Here is a 3,696-nt window from a genome sequence, read left to right on the forward strand (position 1 = left end):
CTCCCGATGGAGTTCGCGGTCGAGGCGCAGAAGCTGATCTCGATCTCGCTCGAAGGTTCGGTTGGATAATCCTCATCCCTGGCGGGCCTGCCGTAGCGGCGCCTTGAGGATGCTACCCTAGGAAAACTGTAATGGCATTGCTTGAAGTGAAAGATCTCCAGGTTCGTGTCGAGGATCGCGAAATCCTCCACGGCCTGTCGTTGAGCGTGAATCCGGGCGAGGTCCACGCGATCATGGGGCCGAACGGCTCCGGCAAATCGACGCTCTCGCACGTCATCGCCGGCAAGCCCGGCTATGAGGTCACGGGCGGACAGATCCTGTTCCGCGGCGAGGACCTCTTGGAGATGGCGCCGGACGAGCGCGCCGCCAAGGGCGTGTTTCTGGCGTTCCAGTATCCGGTCGAAATCCCCGGGGTCGCCACCATGAACTTCCTGCGCACCGCGCTGAATGCGCAGCGCAAGGCGCGCGGCGAGAGCGAATATTCGACGCCGGACTTCCTGAAGAAGGTCCGCGAGGTCGCAAAGTCGCTCAACATCCCGCAGGACATGCTCAAGCGCGGTGTCAATGTCGGCTTCTCCGGCGGCGAAAAGAAGCGCAACGAGATCCTGCAGATGGCGCTGTTCGAGCCGAGCCTCTGTATCCTCGATGAAATGGATTCCGGCCTCGACATCGACGCGCTGAGGATCGCGGCCGACGGCGTCAACGCGCTGCGCTCGCCCGAGCGTGCCATGGTCGTGATCACCCACTACCAGCGCCTGCTCAACTACATCGTGCCGGACTATGTGCACGTGATGGCGAAGGGGCGTGTCGTGAAGAGCGGCGACAAGCATCTCGCGCTGGAGCTCGAGGCCGCCGGCTACGCTCCGTTCGAGCACGCGGCCTAGAGAGCGCAAGGAGTTTTCGATGAACCTGGTTCTGTCAAAAACCGATCCCGGACGCGCGGTGGGCAATGTGTTCGTCAAGGCCAACGGACGGCTGCCCGGCGCAGGCTCTGTTGCCGACATCCGCGCGAGGGCATTCGACGCTTACAAGCGCGTCGGCTTACCGCACCGGCGGATCGAGGAATGGAGATACACCGACCTGCGCGCGCTAATGCGCCACGTCCTACCGCTCGCGCCGCAACCGGATGCGGCTGCGCTCGCGCGGGCAAGGGCTGCAGTCGCGCAAGCTGCCGTCGAGAAGGGAGCGATCGAGGGCGCAGCGAAGCTAGTGCTCGTCGATGGTTTGTTCGCGCCCAATCTCTCCGACATCGCCGAGTTGGGCCAGAGCGTCAACGTGCGCACGCTGCGCGAAGTTCTGGACGATCCAGCTAACGAGGGGAGAGGCGACCTGCTGCTGACCGCAACGACGGATGCGGTGATCTCGCTCAATGCCGCGATGGTGACCGACGGCGTGGTCATCACGGTCACCGACGGCACCGAGTTATCCCGACCGATTCAAATCGTCCATGTCGCAACCACCTCGTCGGCGTCAAGCTTCACTCGCTCGCATCTGAGGCTTGGCAAGGGCGCGCAGGCGGCCGTGGTCGAAAGCTTTGTGGCGGCCGAAGGCGCCCGCAACCATCAGGCCAATGATGCGGTGATCGTCTCGGTTGGTGAGGCGGCCAATCTTGCCCATCTGCACGTTCTGGCGGACGGGGCGGACGCCACCAACATTTCCTCCGGATTGTTCGCGCTCGGGGCGAGCGCGAAACTCAAATTGTTCAGCATGATCTGTGGTGGTGCTGTGAGCCGATACCAGGCATTCATCACATTGGCGGGCGAGGGCGCCGAGCTCTCCGTCAACGGCATCAACCTGCTGAGGGACAAACAGCATGGTGACACGACCTTGGTCGTCAACCACGCTGTGCCGCATTGCACGAGCCGGGCGAATTTCCGCGCGGCCGTCGACGACCGCGGCCACTCGGTATTCCAGGGCCGCATCATCGTGCGTCCTGATGCACAGAAGACGGACGGCAGGATGATGACGCGTGCGCTTTTGCTGTCCGACGAGGCTGAAGCCGACAACAAGCCGGAGCTGGAGATCTTTGCCGACGATGTCACCTGCGGCCATGGCGCGGCATCCGGCGCACTGGATGAGACTCTGCTGTTCTATCTACGCGCACGCGGCCTTTCCGGGAAGGAGGCACAGGCGCTCTTGGTCCAGGCTTTCCTCGGCGAAGCTATCGAGGAAATCGCCGACGGGAGGTTACGCGAATTCGTGATAGTACTGGCCGAGCGCTGGCTGGAGGCGAGGGGATGAGCGCGCATCCGGCGGTCGCCAACGGCGCTTACGATGTTGCGCGGGTGCGCGAGGACTTTCCGGCGCTGGCGCTGCAGGTCTATGGCAGCCGCAGGTCTATCTCGATAACGCCGCCTCGGCGCAGAAGCCAAAGGCGGTGCTCGATCGCATGATGCAGGCTTACACGTCCGAATATGCCAACGTGCATCGCGGTCTGCACTATCTGGCTAACGCCGCGACCGAGGCCTATGAGGGCGCCCGCACCAAAGTGGCGCAGTTCCTCAACGCGCGCCGCACCGAAGAGTTTGTCTTACTCGTAGCGCTACCGAGGCGATCAATCTGGTCGCCCAGACTTTCGGCCGCGAGCGCATCTCACCCCGGGATGAGATTGTTCTCTCGATCATGGAGCACCACGCCAACATCGTGCCCTGGCATTTTCTGAGGGAACGCCACGGCGTTGTCATCAAATGGGCGCCAGTGGACGACGAGGGCAATTTTCTCCTGGAGGAGTTCGAGCGGCTTCTGACCGAGCGCACCAAAATGGTTGCGATCACACAGATGTCCAACGCGCTCGGCACTGTCCTGCCGGTGAAGGAGATCGTGAGGATCGCGCATGCGCGCGGCATCGAGGTGTTGGTCGACGGCTCGCAAGGCTGCGTCCATCTGGATGTTGATGTCCGCGACATTGATTGCGATTTTTACGTGATGACGGGCCACAAACTTTATGGGCCGACCGGTATCGGCGTGCTTTACGGCAAATATGCGCATCTGGCGTCGATGCCGCCGTTCAACGGTGGCGGCGAGATGATCCGCGAGGTCTCGCGTGACGGTGTCACATATGGTGATCCACCTCACCGGTTTGAGGCTGGAACTCCCCCGATCGTCGAGGCGATCGGTCTGGGCGCGGCTGTGGACTATATCAATTCAATAGGCAAGCCACAGATCCACAAGCACGAGAGCGCACTGCTTGCTTATGCGCAGGAGAAGCTGCGAGGCATCAATCCCTTACGCATTATTGGAACGGCGGCTGAGAAGGGCGCAATCATCTCCTTCGATATGAAAGTCGCATGCGCACGATTTTGCCACCGTCATCGATCGTGCAGGCGTGGCGGTGCGCGCCGGGACCCATTGCGCGATGCCGCTGCTCGAGCGGTTTGGCGTGCCAGCAACGTGCCGCGCTTCGTTCGCCCTCTACAACACCTATGAAGAGATCGATGCGCTGGCGGGTGCCCTTGTCAAAGCGCAGGAGCTGTTCTCATGAGGGCAGGAACGGGCCCAGAACCATGAGGCGCGTTGTGTATACGCGAATTGCTAATGCTATGCGCGAACCTCATATCGCTGGACGTCTCCGCCGGAGAGTGCGTCCGCTCCTTGACGCTGATGAGCTATGGCCGAAATTGGGTGATGGGGCCGATCAGGCGGCGCGGTTAGCTGGCGTCGTCGATTCTGCGACGCCGTCGGTAAATTTGACGCCGG

The 3,696-nt window shown here is 62.0% G+C and carries 2 protein-coding genes and 1 pseudogene; all 3 read left to right on the plus strand.

Features of this window, described 5'->3' with window-relative positions:
* The first annotated feature begins 131 nt into the window (after window positions 1-131).
* The 3 genes and pseudogenes from sufC to YY7_RS56200 all read left to right on the plus strand — a co-directional run bounded on the left by sufC (window position 132) and on the right by YY7_RS56200 (window position 3,481).
* The gene (gene sufC, locus YY7_RS0149605; protein WP_028169395.1) at window positions 132-884 is read left to right on the plus strand and encodes a Fe-S cluster assembly ATPase SufC; all 753 of its coding nucleotides are present in this window, start codon (window positions 132-134) and stop codon (window positions 882-884) included.
* Window positions 885-903: 19 nt separating this feature from the next.
* Window positions 904-2,241 (plus strand): Fe-S cluster assembly protein SufD, encoded by a 1,338-nt coding sequence (sufD, locus tag YY7_RS0149610; RefSeq protein WP_028169396.1) that lies wholly within the window; start codon window positions 904-906, stop codon window positions 2,239-2,241.
* A pseudogene (locus tag YY7_RS56200) lies at window positions 2,238-3,481 on the plus strand (cysteine desulfurase). Before sufD ends, YY7_RS56200 begins: the two are co-directional and overlap by 4 nt.
* Window positions 3,482-3,696 lie beyond the last annotated feature (215 nt).

The organism is Bradyrhizobium elkanii WSM2783 (genome assembly GCF_000472865.1).
Classification (GTDB): domain Bacteria; phylum Pseudomonadota; class Alphaproteobacteria; order Rhizobiales; family Xanthobacteraceae; genus Bradyrhizobium; species Bradyrhizobium elkanii_A.